The sequence below is a fragment of the Exiguobacterium aurantiacum genome (assembly GCF_001766415.1).
GTDB lineage: Bacteria > Bacillota > Bacilli > Exiguobacteriales > Exiguobacteriaceae > Exiguobacterium > Exiguobacterium aurantiacum_A.
In genome coordinates, this window is the sequence record NZ_MKXO01000001.1 from 1,135,498 (window position 1) to 1,158,896 (window position 23,399).

20 protein-coding genes, 14 tRNA genes and 2 rRNA genes are annotated in these 23,399 nt (G+C 51.8%); 4 read left to right on the forward strand and 32 right to left on the reverse strand.

Annotated elements, in window-relative coordinates:
• Positions 1 to 15: 15 nt before the first annotated feature.
• The 3 genes from BJU60_RS05735 to BJU60_RS05745 form a co-directional block, all read right to left on the reverse strand.
• The gene (locus BJU60_RS05735) at positions 16 to 1,791 is read right to left on the reverse strand and encodes an SLC13 family permease (protein ID WP_070327878.1); all 1,776 of its coding nucleotides are present in this window, start codon (positions 1,789 to 1,791) and stop codon (positions 16 to 18) included.
• A gap of 129 nt (positions 1,792 to 1,920) precedes the next feature.
• Entirely contained in the window at positions 1,921 to 2,292 is a 372-nt protein-coding gene (locus tag BJU60_RS05740; protein ID WP_016510204.1) for a YlbF family regulator, read from the reverse strand.
• Between the two features lie 37 nt (positions 2,293 to 2,329).
• Positions 2,330 to 3,421 (reverse strand): DUF445 domain-containing protein, encoded by a 1,092-nt coding sequence (locus BJU60_RS05745; RefSeq protein ID WP_070327980.1) that lies wholly within the window; start codon positions 3,419 to 3,421, stop codon positions 2,330 to 2,332.
• Between the two features lie 75 nt (positions 3,422 to 3,496).
• On the opposite strand from BJU60_RS05745, the gene BJU60_RS05750 reads away from it, so the two are divergent.
• A complete protein-coding gene (locus BJU60_RS05750) occupies positions 3,497 to 4,348 on the forward strand; it encodes a PucR family transcriptional regulator (protein ID WP_070327879.1) in 852 nt (283 codons plus the stop codon).
• 104 nt (positions 4,349 to 4,452) lie between these two features.
• Positions 4,453 to 5,553 (forward strand): ABC transporter ATP-binding protein, encoded by a 1,101-nt coding sequence (locus tag BJU60_RS05755; RefSeq protein ID WP_070327880.1) that lies wholly within the window; start codon positions 4,453 to 4,455, stop codon positions 5,551 to 5,553.
• Positions 5,554 to 5,595: 42 nt separating this feature from the next.
• Here BJU60_RS05755 and BJU60_RS05760 read toward each other — a convergent pair whose 3' ends face one another.
• The 3 genes from BJU60_RS05760 to BJU60_RS05770 form a co-directional block, all read right to left on the reverse strand.
• Complete coding sequence (locus BJU60_RS05760) at positions 5,596 to 6,246, reverse strand: amino acid ABC transporter permease (RefSeq protein WP_016510211.1); 651 nt, start codon at positions 6,244 to 6,246, stop codon at positions 5,596 to 5,598.
• Positions 6,243 to 7,001, reverse strand: coding sequence for a transporter substrate-binding domain-containing protein (locus BJU60_RS05765; RefSeq protein ID WP_070327881.1), 759 nt, complete (start codon positions 6,999 to 7,001; stop codon positions 6,243 to 6,245). Before BJU60_RS05765 ends, BJU60_RS05760 begins: the two co-directional genes overlap by 4 nt.
• Positions 7,002 to 7,127: 126 nt before the next feature.
• On the reverse strand, positions 7,128 to 8,855 hold the full coding sequence (locus BJU60_RS05770) for a phospho-sugar mutase (RefSeq protein WP_070327882.1): 1,728 nt from the start codon (positions 8,853 to 8,855) through the stop codon (positions 7,128 to 7,130).
• Positions 8,856 to 8,952: 97 nt separating this feature from the next.
• On the opposite strand from BJU60_RS05770, the gene BJU60_RS05775 reads away from it, so the two are divergent.
• On the forward strand, positions 8,953 to 9,771 hold the full coding sequence (locus BJU60_RS05775; protein ID WP_254281651.1) for a sulfurtransferase: 819 nt from the start codon (positions 8,953 to 8,955) through the stop codon (positions 9,769 to 9,771).
• 13 nt (positions 9,772 to 9,784) lie between these two features.
• On the opposite strand, the gene BJU60_RS05780 is transcribed toward BJU60_RS05775, so the two are convergent.
• The 4 genes from BJU60_RS05780 to BJU60_RS05795 are packed head-to-tail and all read right to left on the reverse strand — an operon-like array spanning position 9,785 to position 15,974.
• Positions 9,785 to 12,217, reverse strand: coding sequence for a glycogen/starch/alpha-glucan phosphorylase (locus tag BJU60_RS05780; protein WP_070327884.1), 2,433 nt, complete (start codon positions 12,215 to 12,217; stop codon positions 9,785 to 9,787).
• A 22-nt stretch (positions 12,218 to 12,239) separates the two neighbouring features.
• Positions 12,240 to 13,673, reverse strand: a complete 1,434-nt coding sequence (gene glgA, locus BJU60_RS05785; protein WP_070327885.1) for a glycogen synthase GlgA — start codon at positions 13,671 to 13,673, stop codon at positions 12,240 to 12,242.
• An 11-nt stretch (positions 13,674 to 13,684) separates the two neighbouring features.
• Positions 13,685 to 14,863, reverse strand: a complete 1,179-nt coding sequence (glgD, locus tag BJU60_RS05790) for a glucose-1-phosphate adenylyltransferase subunit GlgD (protein ID WP_254281652.1) — start codon at positions 14,861 to 14,863, stop codon at positions 13,685 to 13,687.
• A complete protein-coding gene (locus BJU60_RS05795; protein WP_070327886.1) occupies positions 14,820 to 15,974 on the reverse strand; it encodes a glucose-1-phosphate adenylyltransferase in 1,155 nt (384 codons plus the stop codon). Before BJU60_RS05795 ends, glgD begins: the two co-directional genes overlap by 44 nt.
• Positions 15,975 to 16,126: 152 nt before the next feature.
• Here BJU60_RS05795 and BJU60_RS05800 point away from each other — a divergent pair, with 152 nt between their 5' ends.
• A complete protein-coding gene (locus BJU60_RS05800) occupies positions 16,127 to 17,914 on the forward strand; it encodes a transglycosylase domain-containing protein (protein ID WP_070327887.1) in 1,788 nt (595 codons plus the stop codon).
• 28 nt (positions 17,915 to 17,942) lie between these two features.
• Here BJU60_RS05800 and BJU60_RS05805 read toward each other — a convergent pair whose 3' ends face one another.
• From BJU60_RS05805 to BJU60_RS05910, 22 genes are all read right to left on the reverse strand, one after another.
• Entirely contained in the window at positions 17,943 to 18,470 is a 528-nt protein-coding gene (locus tag BJU60_RS05805; RefSeq protein ID WP_070327888.1) for a hypothetical protein, read from the reverse strand.
• Positions 18,471 to 18,800: a hypothetical protein gene (locus BJU60_RS05810; protein ID WP_141737221.1), complete on the reverse strand. Its 330-nt coding sequence runs from the start codon at positions 18,798 to 18,800 to the stop codon at positions 18,471 to 18,473. It abuts the gene before it with no gap.
• A 35-nt stretch (positions 18,801 to 18,835) separates the two neighbouring features.
• Positions 18,836 to 19,393, reverse strand: coding sequence for a DUF5366 family protein (locus BJU60_RS05815; RefSeq protein ID WP_070327890.1), 558 nt, complete (start codon positions 19,391 to 19,393; stop codon positions 18,836 to 18,838).
• Between the two features lie 228 nt (positions 19,394 to 19,621).
• Entirely contained in the window at positions 19,622 to 20,095 is a 474-nt protein-coding gene (gene trmL / locus BJU60_RS05820) for a tRNA (uridine(34)/cytosine(34)/5-carboxymethylaminomethyluridine(34)-2'-O)-methyltransferase TrmL (RefSeq protein ID WP_070327891.1), read from the reverse strand.
• A gap of 10 nt (positions 20,096 to 20,105) precedes the next feature.
• On the reverse strand, positions 20,106 to 20,540 hold the full coding sequence (locus tag BJU60_RS05825; protein ID WP_070327983.1) for a methylated-DNA--[protein]-cysteine S-methyltransferase: 435 nt from the start codon (positions 20,538 to 20,540) through the stop codon (positions 20,106 to 20,108).
• Positions 20,530 to 21,678 carry a tRNA epoxyqueuosine(34) reductase QueG gene (queG, locus tag BJU60_RS05830; protein ID WP_070327982.1) on the reverse strand — a complete coding sequence of 383 codons (1,149 nt, stop codon included), beginning with the start codon at positions 21,676 to 21,678 and terminating at the stop codon, positions 20,530 to 20,532. Before queG ends, BJU60_RS05825 begins: the two co-directional genes overlap by 11 nt.
• A 73-nt stretch (positions 21,679 to 21,751) precedes the next feature.
• Positions 21,752 to 21,822: transfer RNA gene (locus BJU60_RS05835), tRNA-Gly, on the reverse strand.
• Between the two features lie 6 nt (positions 21,823 to 21,828).
• Positions 21,829 to 21,909, reverse strand: a tRNA-Leu gene (locus tag BJU60_RS05840).
• Positions 21,910 to 21,918: 9 nt separating this feature from the next.
• A tRNA-Cys gene (locus BJU60_RS05845) sits at positions 21,919 to 21,992 on the reverse strand.
• A 12-nt stretch (positions 21,993 to 22,004) separates the two neighbouring features.
• A tRNA-Gly gene (locus BJU60_RS05850) sits at positions 22,005 to 22,079 on the reverse strand.
• Positions 22,080 to 22,083: 4 nt separating this feature from the next.
• A tRNA-Gln gene (locus BJU60_RS05855) sits at positions 22,084 to 22,158 on the reverse strand.
• Between the two features lie 6 nt (positions 22,159 to 22,164).
• Positions 22,165 to 22,240 (reverse strand) — tRNA-His (locus BJU60_RS05860).
• A gap of 10 nt (positions 22,241 to 22,250) precedes the next feature.
• Positions 22,251 to 22,321: transfer RNA gene (locus BJU60_RS05865), tRNA-Trp, on the reverse strand.
• Positions 22,322 to 22,325: 4 nt separating this feature from the next.
• Positions 22,326 to 22,409 (reverse strand) — tRNA-Tyr (locus BJU60_RS05870).
• Positions 22,410 to 22,412: 3 nt separating this feature from the next.
• A tRNA-Phe gene (locus tag BJU60_RS05875) sits at positions 22,413 to 22,488 on the reverse strand.
• 31 nt (positions 22,489 to 22,519) lie between these two features.
• Positions 22,520 to 22,595: transfer RNA gene (locus tag BJU60_RS05880), tRNA-Asp, on the reverse strand.
• An 8-nt stretch (positions 22,596 to 22,603) separates the two neighbouring features.
• A tRNA-Met gene (locus tag BJU60_RS05885) sits at positions 22,604 to 22,677 on the reverse strand.
• Between the two features lie 17 nt (positions 22,678 to 22,694).
• Positions 22,695 to 22,769 (reverse strand) — tRNA-Glu (locus tag BJU60_RS05890).
• Positions 22,770 to 22,788: 19 nt separating this feature from the next.
• Positions 22,789 to 22,879, reverse strand: a tRNA-Ser gene (locus BJU60_RS05895).
• 15 nt (positions 22,880 to 22,894) lie between these two features.
• Positions 22,895 to 22,969 (reverse strand) — tRNA-Asn (locus BJU60_RS05900).
• An 8-nt stretch (positions 22,970 to 22,977) separates the two neighbouring features.
• Positions 22,978 to 23,093, reverse strand: a 5S ribosomal RNA gene (rrf, locus tag BJU60_RS05905).
• A 94-nt stretch (positions 23,094 to 23,187) separates the two neighbouring features.
• Positions 23,188 to 23,399, reverse strand: a 23S ribosomal RNA gene (locus BJU60_RS05910); the annotation flags it as partial.

Sequence of the window (23,399 nt, forward strand, 5' to 3'; positions counted from 1 at the left end):
CAAAAATTTCCTCTTTCAGAATGGAAAGAGGAATAAAATCGAAAAAATTGCGACGACCGCGACAATCATTTGTAGCGGCAAACCGACTTTAACGAAATCGAAAAAGCGATAGCCGCCGATACTGAACACCATTGCGTTCGTCGGTGAGCCGAACGGCGTCATAAACGCGAGTGATGCCGCGACGGCGACGGCGACGACGAGCGGTACCGGACTGACTTCGAGTGACGCGGCGAGCGATAAGGCGAGCGGTGCGAATAAGACGGCCGTCGCCGTATTGGAGATGATTTGACTGAGCACCATCGTTGCGACGAAGATGGCGACAAGCACCCAGACCGGACCAGCGCGCCCGAACGACTCACTGATCCATGTGACGAGCCAGGCCATGACACCCGCGTTTTCGAGTGCGGTCCCGACTGGAATCATGGCGGCGATCAACAGGAGCGACGACCATTGGACCGACTCGTAGGCAACGTCCATATGCCGGATCGCTCCCGTCAGCACCATCGCGATGGCCGCAAGCCAAACGGCAACGGTCGGGTCGACCCATTCGAAGACGAGGAGCACGACCATGACTAGCATAATGAGACCGGCCGCGAGTTGATGGCGCTCGGACACAGCTCGGTTGGCGACATCGGTCACGCGCTCGTTCGCGAGCAACAAGTGTGTCTCGTCACCCGCTTTTTCTAAATCGCCCCACTCGCCTTGGGCCACGAGCATATCACCTCGCTCTAACGGGACGTCTTTCAGCCGCGTCATCGCAATTTCTTCGTTCGGGCGGATGACTTGAAGCACGTTCAAGCGGTAGTCATTCCGCAGCCGACTTTCCGAGAGACAGTGACCGATGAGCGGGCTATCAGACGGGACGGTGAAAATGGCGACGCCTGACTCTTTCCCGTAGATATCTTTCAGCTCCATCGATTCAACGACCACCCCCTCTTGACGGGCGACGCGTCGAACATCCGCTTCTGCCCCGCTAACGAGGACACGTCCCTCATAGAGCACCGTATCGGCTCGGGCCGTGACGAGTCGATGCGCGAGCCCTTTTCGCTTTTCGCCGAGAACGATCAAACCGTCACGTGACCACTTCACATCTCGGAGCGTTTTCCCGACGAGCGGATGACCTTTCGTGAGCGTGAGCGCGTAGATGTTCAACTCGGGCATCGGCAGACGAGCTACGACGACCGAACGAACCTCGCCCGCATCGAGTAGCCGGTTCCCGATGACATAAAAGTAGAGCAGCCCGACGACGGCGGCGGCGAACCCGATCGGCAGTAGCGAGAAGAAACCGAGCGTTCCGACTGAGGCACCACGGAGCGCCTCGGCGGCGACAAGGTTCGGTGGGGTGCCGATGAGTGTCATCGTCCCGCCGATGCTTGAAAAGAACGCGAGCGGCATTAACAGTTTTGCCGGATTCGTACCGGTTTGTCTCGACATGGCGAGAACGACCGGGATCAAGAGCGCGACCGTCCCCGTGTTCGACATGAGACTCGATAGAAACGTCACGGTGACCATCAGAACGAGAAATAGACGCACCTCACTCCCTTTCGCATAAGGAATGAGCCCAGCGCCAAGCCGTTCGGCGAGTCCTGTATGAAACAGGCCCGCTCCGACGATGAATAATCCGGCGATCATCAAGACGACCGGATTCGAAAAACCTGCCATCGCCTCGACAGGCGACAGTTGCTGCGTCAATACGAGCGCGACCAGCCCGACGAGTGCGACGAGATCGGCCCGCAACCAGCCCCCGATGAAAAAGATGATCATGACCGCTAATATGAACAAGGTGACCATGACGCCCACCCTCTCTTGTGAATTGATATACAAGGTTATTATACCCTATAATATGTAAGCGCTATCATAACGAATTTAACAAGTCGGTCAACAAAAAAACGGATGGCTCGAAAGCCATCCGCACAGGTGTTATTGAACTTCGTTTTCATTAACCATCGGAGCGTATAGCTCTTCAAGTGGTTTCATGATAATTTTTGTCACTTCTGTGACCAGTTGATGCATGCGTTGCTCTTCTTGCATGAGCTCCATGATCAATTCGTTCTGTTGAACGCTCATCATTTTCGTTTGAGCATCCATCATCTCTTGTTCTGAGATTTCTTCGCCTTGCATTTGCTTTTGCTGAAGCGTCATTTGGATATCACGGAAGTCAGCGAACAACTGGTTCGCTTCTGCATCCGCATTGACACGATCGTATAATGAAGAGAGATTTGTGAACTCCTCAGATTCGCGAAGTGCTTTTTCCAATTGGTTAGCATGATCGTACAAGTTTGTTTGTGACATGTGACGTCCTCCTAAATACTATTAGGGCCGTGGCCGATCAAACGATGGCAATCAACCCTTGAATCAACCCAATCATACCACCTAACAGCGCTCCAAGCCATGTTATTGCCCGGAACTCCCGTTTCGAGATCGATAAGACGATCTCCTCGAGGTACGACGTATCGAGCGATCGGACTTGCTCTTGCACGATTTGATCGATTTTCAGACGGTCCATCACCGTCTCCATTTGATTGGTGAACCGCTCGATGACGAGCCGAACCCCGTTCGGGACGAGATCGTCGACGATGCGCGTCTCGACGTCTCGTGTATACGAATAGACGGTCCGGTCGAGCAATTCGCCGACCGGGAGACGGGTGATGACTTCTGACGTCACCCCATCGATCAATCGGTCTTCTAACCGCTCATCTAGGAGTGTGTCGACCGTACGCTCACTGAACCGTTCGAACTCGCGCGTGATCATCGTCGCCATTCCGGACCGAGTCGACCCGCCACGTAAAATGTTGACAATCTCCGGGCGAATCATCTCGACGAAGTTCATATTTTGAATGAACCCGGCGATAAAACCGAGCCGGCGTTGGACGAACGAGTCGACCATATACCGCAGCTGAGCCTCTCCTTCCGCCGAATAGAAATACTCTTCTGATTTGACGAGCATCGCGTCGACGATTTCCGGGATCACGTCACGGACACGGTCCATCCCGTCCTCACCGAGCAGTTCGTACAGCTTGCGTGACTTGACGTCAGCAAGCACGAGCCGGAGCTCTTGACGGAGTTTCGTGTCCGCTTCCGTCAACACACGCGACTCGGCGTCCGGGTAAAGCGGTTCGACTAGTGTACGGATCGTCTTGTCCGAACGGAGCATCGTCCGGACTTCCTCTTGGACGAAATAGGTGATGTGGCCGCTCACTTGTTCGTCGAGCAGGCGCTTCCGCATCCCTTCAGGCGTCAACAAGTGTTTCACGACCGTCTTGCCGAGACTCGTCGCCAGCTCATCGCGGCGTTTCGGAATCAACCCCGGTGTGAACGGTACTCGGACTTTTCCGATATACTTTGGCTCGTGGGGCCGAAATAACATTTTGATGGCGAGGAAGTTCGTCACTCCCCCGATTGTCGCCCCAATGGCGATCATGATGAATATTTTTAGTAGACTATCCAAACTGCCTGCCCCCGTTCTGAAATATGATACATTGTTGAAGAGGTGATTGTGTTGACTACGTTTGATCGTATTAAATCGATTTTCCCGACCGTTGTCCATCGGTCGGAAGACGCATCCGGAGACTATGCTTGGTATCAAGCACAGGATGGGACCGTGTTCGGCTTGCCAAAAACCGAGTTGAACGAGCGTGAACGGCAACTGCTCGAATGGTCGGCGACACCGTTTTTGACGACCGCCGACCCCCGTCAAGAAAAATGGCAAAACCGCCTGCTCACCGATTCGTATCGGATCGCGCAACCGTTCCGTCTGTTGTCGCTATCGCTCCACTATCAAGAGAGGGAATCGCTCGAGCAATTTTTAGAGATATTACACGACTTCATGCCAGAAGCGGAGATTGTCGTCATGACGCGACATCACGTTGAAATCATTGAGATGAACCAACTCGTCGACTTGTCTGATTTCGAGGATGTATTGCGTGCCGGCGCGAGCGACTGCTACGTCGAAGCGCACGTCATCTTTAGTGAGCGGCCGCTCGGTGTGTTGGGGACGCTTTACCATCAACACATGACGTTGCGCCCGTTCGCGAAACTCCCTACTAAAACTTACCCTGCTAGTCAATTATTATACCATTACTTGCTACAAGACCATGAGACTTTTGCCACACGTCTCCAATTGACCGAGGCGGCGTATTCGATACTCGATAAGACGAGCGTCGAATTGTTAGAGGCGCTGTTCGCCCACTCGCTGAACGTGTCCCATACGGCGAAAGCGCTGTTCATGCATCGGAACACGCTCAATTACCGGCTCGATCGGCTCTATGAACTGACAGGATATGACGCTCGTCAGTTTTATGATGCGAGTTTACTCCAACTGATTGTCACGTTGCACAAATCTGAGTAACTGTTTTTGTGCAACGTGTACATATCTCGTGCAAGCGGTTTCATCGTATAATCAATCTTGTAAGCGCTATTATACAAGAACACATTCTCAGGAGGCTAACGACAATGGCAGAAATTCAATTGAATCACATTGATAAAATATACGACGGTGGTGACGGGAAAGCCGTCAGCGACTTCAACTTGCACATTAAAGACCGGGAGTTCATCGTTTTCGTCGGACCGTCTGGTTGCGGTAAATCGACAACACTTCGCATGATCGCAGGACTCGAAGAAATCTCGAGCGGCGACTTCATCATCGACGGCAAACGCATGAACGACGTGGCGCCGAAAGACCGCGACATCGCGATGGTCTTCCAAAACTATGCCCTCTACCCGCACATGAGCGTCTATGACAACATGGCATTCGGTTTGAAGCTTCGGAAGTTCCCGAAAGAAGAGATCGACCGTCGCGTCCAAGATGCGGCTCGCATCCTCGGACTTGAAGAATACCTCCAACGTAAACCGAAGGCACTCTCAGGTGGTCAGCGCCAACGTGTCGCCATCGGTCGTGCCATCGTCCGTGACGCAAAAGTGTTCTTGATGGATGAGCCGCTCTCAAACTTGGATGCAAAACTTCGCGTACAAATGCGTAAAGAGATCATCCAGTTGCACAACCGTCTCGATACGACGACGATCTACGTTACCCATGACCAAACGGAAGCGATGACACTCGCGACTCGTATCGTCATCATGAAAGACGGGATCATCCAACAAGTCGGTTCGCCGAAAGAAGTATACGACAACCCAGATAACATCTTCGTTGCCGGCTTCATCGGTTCGCCTTCGATGAACTTCTTCCGCGGAACACTCGCAGACGGCAAGTTCGTCGTGAACGGCGAAGAAATCAACGTGCCTGAAGGCAAGATGAAAGGTCTTCGCGACCGCGGTTACATCGGTAAAGAGCTCATCCTCGGGATTCGTCCAGAATCGATCCACGATGAGCCGATCTACATCGACTCTCCGACAACACACACGTTCCAAACACACATCGATGTATCTGAACTCATGGGTGCCGAGTCTTACCTTTACGCCGAGCTCGGTGGACACCAGTTCACGGCCCGCATCGACGGCCGCTCGAACATCCGCATGGGTGACGACGTAGAACTCGCGCTCGACATGACGAAAGCACACTTCTTCGACTCTGAGACAGAGCTCGTCATCCGTTAATACAAAATCCCCTCGATTCTTGGAATCGAGGGGATTTTTCGTTTAGCGGGTCGCATAGCGACGTTCGAGCCGATGCTGCCCCGCTTGAATGAGTGTCGACAAGATCCAATAGATCGAGGCCGAGAACAAGAGGAGCGGCATGACCAAATAGGTCGTCGCTGCAATCTGGTCTGAGACGTACGTCAACTCCTGCACGGCGATGACCGACCCGAGCGACGTCGACTTGATGATATCAATCACCGAGTTCGACACCGGTGGGATGGCCCGTGATAACGCTTGTGGGAAGATAATGTCTTTAAAACGTTTCGCCCGCGGGATCCCGAGGGCGACACTCGCCTCGACTTGTCCGCGATCGACCGAATTGATGGCTGCCCGGAACGCCTCCGAGATATAAGCCGCAAAGTGCAGACCCAATCCGAAGATGAGCGCCTGCATCCCGCTCAGTTGGACGAACCCGGTCAACCCGACGTACAAGATGAGCAGTTGTAAGAGCAGCGGCGTGCCCCGGAAGAACGAGGTGTACGTCCGAGTGAACAACCGCAACACTTTGATTGGGCTGCTGTAAAGTAACGCGATGATCAGACCGAGCACCAAGGCGAGGATAATCGACAGGATACTGGCGATCAACGTCAATTGTACGGCTTCGATATAGGCCGAACGGTTCTCGATGACGGTCGTGATCAGTTCATTCATTGACTGATGTCCTCACCGAAGTACTTATCACCGATTTCAGCCATCGTTCCGTCTTCTTTCATTTCAGCAAGCGCCTCGTTCAACTGATCGAGCACGTCGCTGTCTTGGCGTGTCATATACCCCGCCTCGCTCTTGTTGAAGACGTCACCGACCGCTTTCACGTCATAACCTGTCTTCTCGAGCTCTGAAAAGATGAAGAGACGGTCGTTGAGCGCTGCGTCGAGACGTCCGACTTGAAGGTCTTGCAGCACTTGGTTCGCACCTTTATAAAACTTCACTTCAGCACCAGCTTCTTCAGCCATCTGGGCGTAGACCGACCCTTGTGTCGAACCGACAACTTTGCCGTCAAGGTCGTCGATGCCTTGGATGTCTTCATTATCTGAAGCAACGATGACTTGTGCACCTGACACCGCGTACGTATCCGAGAACGCATACTTCTCTTCACGCTCCGGTGTGATGCTCATCTGGTTCGCGATCATATCGATGCGTTCCGCATCGAGTGCCGGGACGAGTCCTTTGAAGTCCATCGGCTCATATTCGACCGTATAGCCGGCACGTTCTGCCGCTTCGTTCAACACGTCGATGTCATACCCTGTGATTTCACCTTTATCTTTGTACGTGAATGGCGGGTATGTCGCTTCCGTCCCGACTGTGATGACTGTTTCTTCAGATCCACTGTCCGTCTCTGTACCGCAAGCTGCGAGCACCCCGAGCGATGCGCCGATTGCGAGAACTGCCGTTAATGATTTTTTCATGTTATTTCCGCCTTCCTGATAATCCTTATATGATTACATGGTTTTGAGCAATATACTCATCATACTGACGAGGTTAAAAGAAGTCAAACAAAAACCACCGCTCCAAGTTGAGCGGTGGTACACTAGTCAGTCGATTGCTTTTGCTTGCTTCATAACGTCTCGTTCAATCGCTTCACGTTTCGCCGTCGTCATCTCGGCACTATCCGCGTGAACACTGAAATAGAACTTGATCTTTGGCTCTGTGCCAGACGGGCGAAGGCAGAACCACGACCCGTCCTCGAAGACGAATTTGAGCACGTTCGAAGATGGCAAGTCGATGTCCTCGGTCGTATTTTGACGAAGGTCGGTCGCGACTTGCAGCTTGTAATCCTCAAAGCGGACGACTTCATAGCCGGCAACTTCTTGCGGCGGGTTGGCACGGAACGATTCCATCATCCGGCCGATCTGTTCAAGCCCGGCTTTCCCTTTCAACGTCATCGATTGAAGCGATTCCTCATAAAAGCCATACTTCTCATAAATCGCTTGGAGCGCGTCATACAACGTTCGTCCCTGCTCCTTATGGAAAGCTGCCATCTCGGCGCCGAGCACGCACGCCTGGACAGCGTCTTTATCACGGCAGAAGTCACCGATCAAATAGCCGTAGCTCTCTTCGTAGCCGAACAAGAACTCGTACTCGCCTGACTCCTCGTACTGTTTAATCTTCTCACCGATGAACTTAAAGCCGGTGAGCGTGTTCTCAAGATGCACGCCATACGCTTTGGCGATGGCCGCCCCAAGTTCGGACGTGACGATCGTTTTCGCGACGAATCCGTTCGCTGGCAGCGTACCGGTCTCGACTTTTTGCGATAGAATGTAATCCATCAAGAGCGCTCCGGTCTGGTTCCCTGTCAAGACGAACCATTCCCCGTCGCGGTCACGCACGGTGAAGCCGACGCGGTCGGCGTCCGGGTCGGTCGCCATGAGCAAATCAGCGCTGACACGGTCACCATATTCCATCGCCAGCTTGAACGCCGCCCGCTCTTCCGGGTTCGGAGAACTGACCGTCGGGAACGCGCCGTCTGGTTCGGCTTGTTCTTCGACGATCGTGACATGGTCAAACCCATACGCCTTGAGTCCTTCCATGACCGGTCGGCGACCCGTCCCGTGAAGGGGCGAGAAGACGATTTGGAGGGCGTCTGTTGGGACGTCCTTATGGATTCGAATCGATTGAAGAGCTTCCATGTAAGCCGCATCGACAGACGCATCGACGTTGACGAGTGTCCCGTCGGCGCGGAGCGTTGCTTCGTCTTGGACCGGGATGCTTAACTCGTCCTCGATCGCGTTGACGTAAGACACGAGCTCGTCCGCCTCGGCCGGCGGTAGTTGCCCGCCGTCGGCGCCATATACTTTGAAGCCGTTATACTCAGGCGGGTTATGACTCGCCGTGATGACGACTCCTCCAAACGCGCCTAGGTGTCTGACGGCGAATGACAGTTCTGGCGTTGCCCGTAAGCTCGGGAACAAGTAAGTCTTGATCCCGTTCGATGCAAACGTCCGTGCCGCCTCGAGCGCGAATTCAGGTGAGTAGTGACGTGGATCATGGGCGATGACGACTCCGTGCCGTTTCGCTTCCTCGCCTGACGCCGAAATAAAGTCGGCAAACCCTTGCGCCGCTTTACGAATCGTATAGACGTTCATTCGATTGGCACCTGGTCCGATTTCACCGCGCATACCACCCGTTCCGAATTCAAGCGTCTTATAAAACGCCTCTTCGAGTGTCGTCTCATTTTGTGCCATCTCGTCTAATTCGGTCCGAAGATAAGGTTCAAGTTCCTCATATTGATTCCAACGCTCATATGTTTGTTGCCATGCCATGGTCAATTCCCCTTTCGACGTTCAAATTCAATCGAAGTACTCGCCAATTTGTTCCATCTTGTATACGATGGGAGTAACGAAACTTCGAGGTGATACTATGTTTCCAACTATGCGTGCCCAAGAATTGAAACAAATCGTCCATACGGACTCAATCCGATTTATTGATTGTCGCTATTCATTGAACGACGCTTCATACGGAAAATACGTGTACCGTCAAGGACATCTCCCGAATGCCGTCCATCTCGACTTGATGGAAGACTTGTCAGGCCCTGTGTCCGTTCACGGCGGACGTCACCCGCTCCCGTCAAAAGAAGCGTGGACGGAGACGCTCCGACGCATCGGCATCCAAAAGGACGACTTGATCATTATTTACGACGACGGTTTTCCATACGCCGCACGTGCTTGGTGGTTATTCAAGTGGGCCGGCCATGAGCGCGTCATCGTGCTCGAAGGCGGAATCCAGGCCGGCATCACTTACTCTGGTGAGACAACGACCGAGATTCCGACGTACCCTGCTTCGACATACGTCCCTGATTTCCACGACGATATGATCGCCACGATCGAAGACGTGCGCGCCGCAACGACAACAGGCGACCTGTATGACTCAAGAACGGCCGACCGTTACGACGGAAGCCACGAACCGATCGATAAAAAAGCCGGGCATATCCCGAACGCCCTGCTCTGCCCATATGTAGACGCCGTCACGGAGCTCGGGACGCTTCAAGACTTTCACGATTTGCGCGAACTTTACGCCAACGTGCTCGATGTCCCGAACCCGATCTTTTATTGCGGCAGCGGTGTCACCGCTTGCGTGAACATTTTGGCATTGCACGCGCTCGGTAAAGACGATGTCCGCCTCTATCCCGGTTCATACTCTGACTGGATCAGTTATCCAGAAAATAAGGTCCACCCATAACGGGTGGATTTTTTTATTTCACACTCGTCGGCTTGATGTTCCAAACCGCGTTCGCATATTCCGTGATTGTGCGGTCGCTCGAGAAAATACCAGACTTGGCCGTATTGACGATTGAACTTTCCGCCCAACGCGCCTTATCTGCGAACACTTCATCGACGCGTCGCTGTGCCTGCATGTAGGACATAAAGTCTTTCAAGACGAGGAAGTCATCGTTATAGACGAGAAGCGAATCAAAGATCGCTTGGAACTGATATTCTCCGACCTTATCGAACGTCCCGTTGACGAGACTGTCGACGACGTTACGTACTTCGGTGTTGGCATGATAAATGTCGGCCGCATGATACCCGCCGAATTTTTTATAGTTCATGACTTCTTGCGGCGTCAATCCGAAAATGAAGATATGGTCGTCACCGACCGCATCTCGAATCTCGATGTTCGCCCCGTCAAGCGTGCCGATTGTGAGCGCTCCGTTCATCATGAACTTCATGTTTCCGGTTCCTGACGCCTCATAGCTCGCCGTCGAGATCTGTTCACTAACGTCCGAGCCCGGGAAGATTCGTTCGGCCATCGAGACGCGATAGTTCTCAAGGAAAACGATCTTGATGAACTGACTCGCCCGTTTGTCGTTGTTAATCATCGACGCGAGGGCATTGATGTAGCGAATGACTTCTTTCGCGTAATAATAACCTGGCGCCGCTTTCGCTCCGAAGATGAACGTTCGTGGAACCATCGTGAACGTCGGGTCTGCTTGAATCTTTTGATAGAGCGCGTGAATATGCATCGCGTTCATGAGCTGACGCTTATACGCATGCAGACGTTTGACTTGAACATCGAAAATCGAGTTCGGGTCGACACTGATTCCCGTCTCATCTTGAATGTAAGCCGCTAAGTCGAGTTTATTTTGTTGTTTCACTTCCATCACTTGCTCCTGGAAGCTCGTATCTTTCGAGACGTCCATCAACTTCTCAAGATCGTTCGGGTGCTCGATCCATGACGGACCGATTGCGTCAGTGATCAAGTTCGACAGACGCGGATTTGATTTCAAGAGCCAACGGCGATGCGTGATGCCGTTCGTCTTGTTATTGAAACGAAGCGGGAACATTTCATACAAGTGGCGCATCTCGCGTTGTTTTAAAATATCTGTATGAATACGGGCGACCCCGTTCGTCGAATGTGATCCGACAACGGCAAGGTTTGCCATATTAATGTAATTGTTCGAGACGATCGCAATCTCACCCATATGCGGTTCAAGGTGTGGATAATTGACGAGCACGTCTTTACAGAACCGGGTATTAATCTCATTAATGATTTGATAGATTCGTGGTAATAGACGCTCGTACATCTCGACCGGCCACTTTTCAAGTGCCTCGGCGAGAAGTGTATGGTTTGTGAACGACATGACACTCTTCGTCACGCGCCACGCCTCATCCCAGCCATATCCGTGATCATCCATCAAAATCCGCATCAGTTCAGGGATTGCGACGACCGGGTGGGTATCGTTAATGTGGACAGCGTAGTAGTCGCCTAAATGTTTGAGTGATTTGTTGTGTCGCAAGTAAGACGCAATCATCGATTGGACACCCGCTGACACGAAGAAGTACTGTTGTTTCAAACGGAGCACTTTTCCTTCATACGTCGTGTCGTCCGGATAGAGGAACTCCGAGATCGTCGCAATCGACTGCTTGTGTTTCAACAAGTCTTTGTACGACCCTTTCGTGCGTTCCATATACTCTTCGTCATCAAATGGCGACTCCGCATTCCAAAGCCGGAGCGTGTTCACGACGTCGTTCTTGTAACCGATGACCGGCATATCGTATGGAACGGCGCGTACGACTTCGTCTGGATGATGAACGACACGGAGACGGTCTCCGATCTGCTTCATCTCGATCCAGCCCCCAAAATTCACGTCAACCGCACGATCGGCACGGCGCGTCTCCCACATATTCCCATTTCGGAGCCAGTTGTCCGGCAACTCGACTTGATAGCCGTCGACGATTTTTTGTTTGAACAAACCGTAACGATAACGAATCCCGTTACCGTGACCGGGCAGACTGAGCGCGGCAAGCGAATCGAGGAAACAAGCGGCCAGACGGCCGAGACCGCCGTTACCGAGCCCTGGTTCCGGCTCGAACTCCGTGATTTCCGTGAAATCAAAGCCGAGTTCTTCCAACCCTTCTTGGACAACTTCTAAAACGTCCATACTGAGTAAGTTGTTATAGAGGAAACGGCCTAACAAAAACTCGAGCGAGAAATAGATGACTTGCTTGCTCTGTTTGGCTTCTTGCTTGTCGCGTGTGTTGATCCATTTCGGAATCGCTTGTTCACGCACCATCGTTGCCAACGTTTGATACACTTCCTGCTCGGTCCCTTCATCAAACGATTTCCCGTTTAAGGCGACGAATCTTTCTTGAAACGAAGTGACGAAGCTCTGTTTATCTGTAAACATATATGTGTAAATCTCCTTCCAGTCATGCGAATAGGTGATATAACTCACGGTATTGCTTAGCGGATTGTTTCCAGCTGAAGTCCGAAGTCATCGCTTGATGGACGAGCGCATTCCAAGTGTTATCCTCGTAGAAGACACGAATTGATTTTTCAATCGTCGCGAGCATCTCGTGAGCGTTGTAGTTCAAGAAACCGAATCCAGTCCCTTCTTGCGTGTAATCATTGTAAGGTTTGACCGTGTCTCGAAGTCCGCCTGTCTCACGAACGATCGGAAGTGTTCCATAACGCATCGAGATCAATTGGCTAAGGCCGCACGGTTCGAATCGAGATGGCATCAAGAAGGCGTCTGATCCCGCATAAATCAAGTGGGCCAGTTCGATATCGAACCCGATATACGACCCGATTTTCCCAGGGTGGGCTGCCGTCATCTCATGGACAATCGCCTCATATTCAGGTTGACCCGATCCAAGGAAGACGAACTGGCAGTCCAAATTCCCCAGCTCATGGTTCACAGCATGAATCAAATCGAGACCTTTTTGCTCGACGAGACGACTCACGAATCCGATCAACATGATATCATCACGCACTTCGAGACCGTACCGTTCTTGAAGCATGCGCTTGTTGGCAAGCTTCCCTGTTTTGACCGTGTCGAGATCATACGTTTGTGCGATTCGTTTGTCCGTGCTCGGGTCGTTCGTTGCCAAATCGAGACCGTTCAAGATGCCGCGGACGTCGACGGCCCGGTGGCGTAGTGCCGCATCTAAACCTTCGCCATAGTAAGGTTCCATGATCTCATCGCGATAAGACGGACTCACCGTCGTGATTTGGTCGGAATGGACGATGCCGGCCTTCATGTAATTGACGAGGCCGTTATGTTGGATGCCCTCTGCCGTGAAATGCTCGTGCCCAAACTGCAGCAGTTCACCGAGCACAGCTTCTGGGAAGATCCCTTGGTATTGCAGGTTATGGATAGTAAAGACCGTTCGAATCTTTTGGTACGCTTCGATGTGTTGATAATGGATTCGTAGAAACGCCGGAACGACACCCGTCTGCCAATCGTGGCAGTGCAACACGTCCGGCACTTCTTCAATCTGCCCGATCATCTCAAGGACGGCCCGGGAGAAAAAGGCGAATCGTTCTGCATCATCGTAATGACCGTAGAGCACGCCTTCGCGATTAAAATAGTACTCGTTATCGATAAAGTAATACGTGATCCCGTCGCGCTCTAACTTCAAGACGGCCCCGAACTGCTTACGCCAGCCGACCGGGACGATCAAATCGAATAAATATTCCATCTCATCGACATATTCTTGTGCAATCGAGCCGTACTTCGGCATTACGACACTGACATCTTCACCAAGGCTAGACACCGCTTGAGGGAGCGAGCCAATCACATCGGCAAGCCCCCCCGTTTTCATGAACGGTGCCGCTTCTGAAGCGACATACCATATTTTCATAATATCCTCCTTTAAACCGTTGTCCGTTTTCTGATGACGATCGGTTCATCGACCGTTCCACGAATGACCTGTCCACGTTTCACGACCACTTCTTTGTCTAAAATGGCGTTCTCGACGACAGCTCCTTCTTCGATGATCGACTTGGATAAAATGATTGAATTTTTGACACGCGCATGTTCACTGATGACCACACCTCGGAACAAAATACTATTTTGAACTTCTCCACTGATTTTACATCCATTGGCGACTAGCGCTTCATTCACTTTCGACCCTTTCAAGTAGCGAGTCGGCGGCTCATGTTTGATCTTCGTGTAAATATGAGGGAAGTCGTAGATGATTCCTTCTTGGCGAAGTAAGCGCATACTTTCATTATAGTACGAAAGCACCGAATGAATCACCTGCATTTTACCTGTATAGTGATATCCATGAACGTGGAGACGGTGGAGCTGGGGAAGAATAACTCCATCTAACAAGTCATACTCCCCTTTTGACGTCGCTTCATCGACGAGGCGAAGGAATAAGTTTTTCGACATAACAATCGTTTCCGTGTATGCATGCTCATCGTCCGGGCTAAAGCCGCGCTCCCCGATTCCGACGACACGGTCGTTCTCCCCGAGTCGAATCGGACGACAGTAGCCACATTTTTGTTCATGCTCCGTGTAAGCGAGCGTGATGTCCGCCCCCATCGATTTATGATGTTCGAGCATGTTTTGATAATCGATCGTCGTCAACACGTTCGAGCCGGTAATGACAACGTAAGCTTGTTTACTGCGCACGAAGTGTTCCCGGTGCATCGAGAAGTTCGCTAAATCTCCGAGATAGGCTTCGCCATCCGGTTTAAGCGCCGGCGGGAAGATATGCAATCCGCCTTGTGAGCGGTCAAGATCCCACTCTTTGCCTGATCCTACATGGTCCATTAAAGAACGATACTTATCGAGTGTAAAAATCCCAACTTGATCGATACCTTGGGTAATCATATTCGTCAATGTAAAGTCGATGAGACGATAACGCCCCGAGAACGGGACAGCTGCTAAGTTGCGATGTCCCGTCAACTCCGGGAATAACCCCTCTTCGGTACCTAAGTTGATGATTCCTAACAAATCATTCGTCAACAATAACGCCTCCTTGCGTCGGTCTATTTTATAATCAAGCACGTTGCTTGAAGACTGTTCCACTTTCGATATTTTCATGCGGCTCGATGACAACGATGTCACCCCCCGGCTCACCAACTGTCGCGCCATCTTCAATGACGGCACAGCTAGCGACAATGGCTCTGTGAATTGTAACGTCTTTCCCGATGCGGGCCCCTGGCATGATGACGGAGTCTTTCACGAGCGACCCTTCACCGACACGCACGTCATAGAACAAGACCGAATGTTGGACTTCTCCTTCGATCCGGCAGCCTTCATTGATGACCGACTGCTCGACACAAGCATTTTTTCCGATGAATTGCGGCGTTTGGTTCGGGTTGACCGAGTAAATTTTAAAGTCGGGGTCATATAAATCGAACGGTGGATCTTCTTCGAGCAGGTCCATGTTCGCTTCCCATAGCGACTGGATCGTACCGACGTCTTTCCAGTAGCCTTTGAATTTATAGGCAAAGACGTTCAATCCGTCGAGGAGCGTGTTTGGAATGATGTTCTTCCCGAAGTCAAAGCTTGACGTCTCGTCTTCCGCGTCTTGAATCAAGTGTTCGCGCAACACTTTCCAGTTGAAGATGTAGATCCCCATCGACGCCAAGTTGCTCTTCGGCTTCTCAGGTTTTTCATCGAATTCGTTAATACGCAAATCATCGCTCGTATTCAAGATTCCGAAGCGCGGTGCTTCATCCCATGGGACGGCCATGACTGAAATCGTCACATCGGCTTGTTTTTCTTTGTGGAAATCGAGCATCTTCTCGTAATCCATTTTGTAAATGTGATCTCCCGATAAGATCAACACGTACTCCGGATCGTAGTCATCGATATAGCTCAAGTTCCGGTAGATTGCATTCGCAGTACCTTCGTACCAGTTTTTCCCCGACTGAGCTTGGTATGGCGGCAGGATAGCTAATCCGCCATTGCGGCGATCTAAATCCCAGGCAGACCCGATGCCGAGGTAACGGTTTAATTCTAACGGCTCATATTGTGTCAACACACCGACTGTCGTGATTCCCGAATTCGTACAGTTCGATAGTGGGAAATCGATAATCCGGTACTTCCCTCCAAAGTTGACGGCAGGCTTTGCCGTCTTCCGTGTGAGAGGCCCAAGTCTCTTGCCTTCCCCGCCAGCGAGGAGCATCGCAACCATTTCTTGCTTCATAGTACTGCCTCCTAAATTCATAATATAAACCTCTAATACCCTTTTTCGCTGTTTCCTAATGTATTCCTGCTTAAATTATTATATGATAGCGTTTACATTTTGAATTTTATTGAAAGTTTGACGATATAATGAATAGAGAAAGAGGTGAGACGATGAGAGCATGGCTCGGGGTTGTGTTTATTGCTGGATTGGTTGCCGTCGGCTTCACAGTCAGCGGAGCTTTAAAAGAAGAGATTGACCAAGCGAAAACGATTGTCGCGTGGGGTGAAGAGGCCGTCAGCTCCGCTCCGCTCTCATCGAAACATGCTGTCATGCTGACTTATAAAGGAGGGGCGGAACAGCTGTACTTGAACGGTCGCCGCAACGACGTCTCCGTCGATGGGCTTCCGAATCACATCCGTGAAGCAATCATCGTCATTGAGGACCGGAAGTTCAACGCCCATCCCGGCTATGACCTCGGAGGGATTGCCCGAGCGTTCATCAATAACGCCAACGAATCGTCGGTCCAAGGCGGGAGCACGATTACCCAACAACTGGCCCGGAACGAATATTTAACACACGAACGGACGTATGAGCGCAAAGTAAAGGAATTAATGATCGCACGAGCGCTCGAAAAAAATTATAGTAAAAAAGAAATTATGACCGCCTACAGCAACGTCATTTTCTTCGGTCATAACATCTATGGTATCCAGTCGGCGGCCGATACGTACTTCTCTCGTCCACTCGACGATTTGAACTGGAACCAGATCGCTTACTTGCTGACCGTGCCGAACAATCCGTCCCTTTACGATCCGCTTGACCCGTCGGCTGCTTTTTACGAGCGTAAAGATCGCATCCTCACGCAATTGAGAGATGCGGGCGTCCTATCAAAGCAAGCATATGATGCGTTTCACGGCGTCAAACTCAAGGCCTCTTATCGCAGCCACAAAGTCCGCTATCCAGACTATATGGACACGGTCATGAAAGACGCGGTCCGCCTCGTCCGTACACGTTATGATCTCGATGAAGAGGCGGCCAAAAACTACTTGGCGAGCAATAAAGCGACAGTCGAAACGTATTTGTCCGTCGAACGTCAAAACCAAGCGAAACAAGTGATGAGCCGCTTACCGAACGGCTTGAACGGGGGCTATGCCGAATTGACGCCGAACGGGCGTATCGTCGCCCTCGTCGATTCTGAGATGAAGCAGAGTGGTGAATTCAACCGGGCCACCCAAGCGTACCGGCAGCCGGGCTCGGCTATAAAACCTGTCCTTGTGTTTGCGCCTTACATCGAAGAGACCGGAGCGAAGCTCGATACGGTGCTTGACGGACGACCTGTCTGTTACGGGACGTATTGCCCGACGAACAGTGGCAACCGTGTCCTAGGCGACGTCACGCTCCAAGATACGGTCGCTTACTCGTATAACACCCCGGCACTCGCCGCATTCACGGCGATCGACCAAGAGCGAGCGTACGAGACGGCCGACATGATGTTCAGCCAGTGGGATCCCGACAAAGACAGCAATCTCGCGAGCGCGCTCGGCGGTCTGACACAAGGAGTATCTCCGAAGGAACTCGCTGCCGCGTACACGCCTTTTCTCAATAAAGGTGTGTACGTATCTGGTCAGACGATTAAAGAAATCCGCTTTGCTTCGGGCGCCCCGACAATCAGCCCGGGCATGATGAAACAAGCCGTCTGGTCGGACGAGACGGCCTCGGCGATGCAAGAAGCGTTATCTGCCGTCACAACGTACGGAACGGGACGTTACGCCGGCCAGATCAAGCGCCCTTACGTCGGAGGCAAGACCGGCACGACCAACTCGCATAAGGACATGTGGTATGTCGGCTTGACCGATCAAACGATCACGGCGATCTGGCTCGGTGCCGACACGCCGCGTCCGTTCCCGGAGCTTGCCAACCGGGCGTACCCGGCCATCATCTGGACAGAAGCGCACCGTTAAAAAACAACAAGGCTAGAGGACACGTCCTCTAGCCTTGTTTCGTCTGTCTGTATATTTTGACGGTAAATGCGCTCCAAGCTACGCGTAGTTCGGTTTCGTCAATCACTTTCCACGGATTAAACATCGTCTGGCCGTTCTTGTTGAAGAACAGCTCATCGTCTATACGATACGTCGCGTGCTGCAAACGTCCGGCGTCATCCCAAAAAGTGAGAACGTCCCCTGCCTCAGCTGCCGCATCGACTTGAGTATAAGACGCATGAGCCAGTGTCTGTAGAAACGTCTTCGGATGGACCCATTGCGTGATCAACCAGTCTTCCCCCGTCACAGCAAACAGTGTTGCCGCTAAGCAGTTGCTCCCCGCCACCGTCGAGAACATGTTGGCGTATCTCTTCAAATGACTTGGTGCTTCAAGTGGTAAATCATGTGCGTCCCATACATCCCATTCTTTCGCGTAGTTCAGCACTAGCTGACGGCGCTCGAAGTTCGTCATCAGCGCCCATACATTTTGTTGCAAGACGAGGTATCTCGCCCCGTCCACGTTGATGATATAAGGCATCTACTCTCGTCTGGATTCGTCGTCCGTTAACCGAAAGACAAGACCTCGGCCGACCGTGGCCTGAAATGTGAGCACATCGCTTCTCAACGCGTCCGGTAACGATGCTATCCACCCGCTAGGCGCATGGACGACGTGCGTCGCGACCGGATCGACCGTCCAGTATGTATAGCTGTTGGCGACGCTAATATCCCGATATGTCGGATGCTGACTGAACTCTTCTCTTGGTATGAGCAACATGCCTGGAGAATGGTCGAGCCGCGATAGTAGCCGTTCATCGATAAAGTACAAATCATGAGCAGGCATAAACGACTTGATCCATTCGCTGATCACAGCTTCTGAAGGGGCTAGTTTTATGTGAGGGCCGTTCATAAGATGATATCCCCGACCGAGTTAAACAGCCTGAGGAGCGCCCAGACGAGCCCACTTAAAAGAATCGCCCACATCATCGCTTGAATCAACAAGAGCCCGATTGCACGAAGTGTCGACATCAACTGACTGACTTGCCAAATATAGTAGAATAAATAGACGACAAACGTGCCAAGCAAGACCGCAACCGCTGCCGGCAGTGAAGTCAAAAACAAAAAACTGACACCTGAACCGACCAAAAAAATCGTTGCTCCTGGCTTTAAGCGATGGAGCGAGCTCCCGTTCGTCTCACGCGCAAAAAATGCGAAACCGAGTTGGTTGAACGTATCGGCGACGAGTTTAAAGGCGCTAAACAGCATGAAGTATATCGTGAAGAACATGACGAGCACGAGGATCTTCGTCTCTTGAACAGACAACAGCGCGATGATTTCACTATACACCCCGACACGCGTCAGCCATTGAATGGCGTATTCAGACGTGGCGATAGCGAGTGACATCGAAAAAAGAATGATCCCAATCAACGGGGCGTAGCTTAACAAGTACACATTTGTTTTCATATAGGCTCTCATTTCACAAGAATTTCTCATATTCAGTGCAAATCTATTATCAAGTATATTATAATATTCGTAGTCACGGAGAACAAAAGGGGGATTTTTAAATGGGTTTATTACTAATGGTCGGAATCAGCGTCGTCTTCCTTGCGGCAATCTTAACAGCAGGATACAACAGAAAACCTGAAGGTAATCAATAAGAGCCGCGATTCTCACGAATCGGGCTCTTTTTTCTTACTTTAATCCCGCATAGCTTTGCTGGCGCAGTGCCTCATAGACGATGATGGCTGCCGTGTTCGAGACGTTGAGCGAACGGACGAGGTTTGACTGGGGCAAGCGGATGCAGCGGTCAAGGTTGTCCTCGATCACTTCCATCGGCAAACCTTTCGTCTCACGTCCGAAGACGAAGAAATAGTCCTTCTCGACGTCAGACACGTCAAGGTCACTCGGATACTGTTCGCCGTACTTTGTAATATAGAAAAATTCGCCGTCCGGATGTTGTGCCCATAGTTCGTCAAGCGAGTCATGGTAACGGACGTCGACGAACTGCCAATAGTCGAGGCCGGCCCGTTTTAACATCTTGTCATCCGTCGAGAAGCCGAGCGGACGAATCAGATGGAGCACCGAGTTCGTTGCCGCACACGTCCGCGAGACGTTGCCCGTATTTGCCGGGATTTCCGGTTGAAACATTACTACATGGTTAGCCATAATCTATTCCTCACTTCACTTGTTCGATATCGAGTAATCGTTGTTTTTGATCGAGCCCGCCCGCAAAACCCGTGAGCTGTCCGCTGCTGCCGACGACACGATGGCACGGGAAGATGACAGGCAGCGGATTACGGTTCAACGCCTGGCCAACGGCACGGACTGCTTTCGGACGTCCAATCTGTTCCGCGATTTGTTTATACGTCCGCGTCTCACCAGACGGGATCGTCAACAACGCATCCCACACTTCTTGTTGGAAAACCGTCCCGTTCATATCAATCCACACGCGGTCAATTTCTTGGAGCCCTTCCCGTTCGACCCGTTCGATCATGTCGACGAGCCACACCGGTGCGCTCCCATCTGCCTGTTCTGTTTCCGCAAAGTCTAACGCGATTAATTTCCCCTGCTCATTTAATTCGTATGATAACGTTCCCCATTTAGATGACACGGTCTTCACGTTCCCACTCCTCTCGGAATATACGAATCTCTTCTTTAACCAGTTCTGATTGCTCTACGCGTTCGATCTCTTGATAGATTGCTTCGGCGTCAGTACCGAGAATCGCGCCGATCGCCCAGACAGCCGTCGCCCGCATGTCTTCACGCTCATCGGTTTGAATGAATGTTTCGAGCACCGAGACGGCTGACGGTTCACGGTAATGTGCGAGCGCTAAAATCGCGTTACGTTGAATCGGCTTCTTGCCGCGCCACGAACCGGACAAGTGACCAAACTTCGCCTTGAACTCGCGGTTACTCAAGCTGAGCAACGGTTCGAGCAGCGGTTTGACGACTTCTGCCTCCGGCAACAGCTCTTCATGATGGCGCCAATCTTTCTTACGGTTATATGGACAGACTTGTTGGCACGTATCACAGCCGTAAAGGCGTCCGCCAAGCTGCGAGCGGAACTCTCGCGGCATGAGCGTCTTCATCTGGGTCAAGTAAGCGATGCACCGTTTGGCGTCAAGCACACCCGGTTCGACGAGCGCCGTCGTCGGACAGGCGGTCATGCACTTATCACAGTCCCCGCACCCGTCTTCGATTGCTGTATCGGGCGGCAGATATGTGTCTAAAATCATCTCCCCCAAGTACAGGTAAGATCCCTTCTCCGGCGAAATGATCGAGCAATTTTTCCCACTAAACCCGATTCCGGCCCGTTCGGCCACAGCCCGATCGACAAGTTCACCCGTGTCGACCATCGAGCGCGTTTTGACGCCGGGAACGAGTTCTTCGATATACGCTTGAAGCTGTTCAAGCCGTGAGCCGACGGCGCGATGATAGTCAAGCCCCCACGAGGCACGCGCGAACAGTCCACGCCGTTCGCCTGCCATGCTCCGGGGCGCATCTTTCAATTTGCTCGGGTAGGCGACCGCAATCGCAATGATCGACTGGGCGTCCTCTAACAATAGTTCAGGCGTCGTCCGTTTATCAAGGTCGGGTTCTTCAAATCCTGAAGCGAAGCCTTTCTCTTGTTGTTTGATGAGCCGTTGTTTCATGACGATGAACGGATCGGCCGTCGTCACTTTCAACTCATCGATCCCGATTGACGCAGCGTACTCGACAATCTGTTGTTTTAGTATCTCAGGAGTCATCCCATTCATCACCTCACTCTTCTTATTTTCGCATACAAAAAATCTCCCCGCCACTAAGGGCAGAGAGATATGAAGCGGGTGAAGAGAATCGAACTCTCGTCATCAGCTTGGAAGGCTGAGGTTTTACCATTAAACTACACCCGCAGAGAGTACCGGTGGTCGGAGTCGAACCGACACTCCAGAGGAACACGATTTTGAGTCGTGCGCGTCTACCAATTCCGCCACACCGGCATATTATGTTGGAGGCGCCAGTCGGAATCGAACCGACGATAGAGGAGTTGCAGTCCTCTGCCTTACCACTTGGCTATGGCGCCAAAGAGATTAAATGGAGCGGAAGACGGGATTCGAACCCGCGACCCCGACCTTGGCAAGGTCGTATTCTACCACTGAACTACTTCCGCAAAATGGCTGGGCTGGAAGGGATCGAACCTACGCATGTCGGAATCAAAATCCGATGCCTTACCACTTGGCTACAGCCCAACAAAATGGGGCGACTGAAGGGAATTGAACCCTCGAATGCCGGAATCACAATCCGGTGCGTTAACCACTTCGCCACAATCGCCATAATAAAACAGGGGCAGCAGGAATCGAACCCGCGCTGACGGTTTTGGAGACCGTAGTTCTACCGCTAAACTATGCCCCTAAAGTGGTGGGGGGGGGCGGATTCGAACCGCCGAACCCGAGGGAGCGGATTTACAGTCCGCCGCGTTTAGCCACTTCGCTACCCCCCCACATGGTGGCTTTGGACGGAATCGAACCGCCGACACAAGGATTTTCAGTCCTTTGCTCTACCAACTGAGCTACAAAGCCATGTATGTAGTAATTTAGTTAAATAAAAAAATGGCGGTCCTGACGGGATTCGAACCCGCGATCTTCTGCGTGACAGGCAGACATGTTAACCGCTACACCACAGGACCAAAGCTAATTGCGGGGGCTGGATTTGAACCAACGACCTTTGGGTTATGAGCCCAACGAGCTACCAGACTGCTCCACCCCGCGACGATATAAAATTTAAATGGTGACCCGTACGGGAATCGAACCCGTGTTACCGCCGTGAAAGGGCGGTGTCTTAACCGCTTGACCAACGGGCCATAATTAGTATGGATAAACTGGCGGAGAGCAAGGGATTCGAACCCTTGAGACGGTTGTGCCGCCTACACGAATTCCAATCGTGCTCCTTCGGCCACTCGGACAGCTCTCCAAAGAAGAGAAAAAGTGGCTCCGCAAGTAGGATTTGAACCTACGACCTACCGGTTAACAGCCGGTTGCTCTACCACTGAGCTATTGCGGAACGATCTTGCCTGGCAACGTCCTATCCTCACAGGGGGAGACCCCCAACTACTTTCGGCGCTGAAGCGCTTAACTTCCGTGTTCGGCATGGGAACGGGTGTGGCCGCTTCGCTATCGCCACCAGACAAGTATTATATTAACATCATTTAACAGTGACGTCAATATGTTTTTAAGAGATTGAACTCTCAAAACTGAAGATTCATCAATACAAACCATTTCTAGATCAAAGCCTCGACCGATTAGTATCATTCAGCTCCACACGTCGCCGTGCTTCCACCCATGACCTATCTACCTCATCGTCTCTGAGGGGTCTTTCTTGATTGCTCAAAGGGAAATCTCATCTCGGAGGGGGCTTCATGCTTAGATGCTTTCAGCACTTATCCCGTCCGCACGTAGCTACCCAGCGATGCTCCTGGCGGAACAACTGGTAC